The organism is Anaerotignum faecicola, from assembly GCA_024460105.1.
Lineage (GTDB): Bacteria > Bacillota > Clostridia > Lachnospirales > Anaerotignaceae > JANFXS01.
In genome coordinates this window covers 1-448 of sequence record JANFXS010000289.1, presented here as the reverse complement: position 1 = coordinate 448, position 448 = coordinate 1, and the positions used below count along the sequence as shown (strand labels likewise).

1 protein-coding gene is annotated in these 448 nt (G+C 50.9%); it reads right to left on the bottom strand.

From position 1 onward, the window contains the following. Positions 1 to 448 (bottom strand): hypothetical protein (locus tag NE664_14005; GenBank protein ID MCQ4727748.1); only part of this gene is annotated, 448 nt, incomplete at both ends.

Sequence of the window (448 nt, the reverse complement as noted above, 5' to 3'; positions counted from 1 at the left end):
CACGCGGAGAGCTTCGGTGTTTTGGGACCGATCGCCCAGCCCCCTACCGGATCCCAGCCTCCGTTTACTGCCAGTTCCATAATTTTCGCAGCATTAAGGGATCCACTGGGAGTTGCCACACTGTAGTGCTCAAACTCATATTCTCCGCATCCGAGCATGATATAGTGTTCCGCCATCTCCCTCGGCACACCATATGTACTCATGACTCCCGGTACGATCACATCATCATTATAGAGAAGCGGGTATGTCCTTCCCTCCTTAATACACTCAATCGCTGCCTTCATGACACATTCCGGTGTATCTTTATGAAACCGGAGTGTAAATTGCGGAAGAACTTCCTTTACAGTTCTGCACGCTTCAATGGCCAAAAGGCTATAACGGTCTCCCGTCTCCGGATTACGCCGGCCATATCCGCCTACAATTACGCGTCCATCCGTTTCACAGTCCA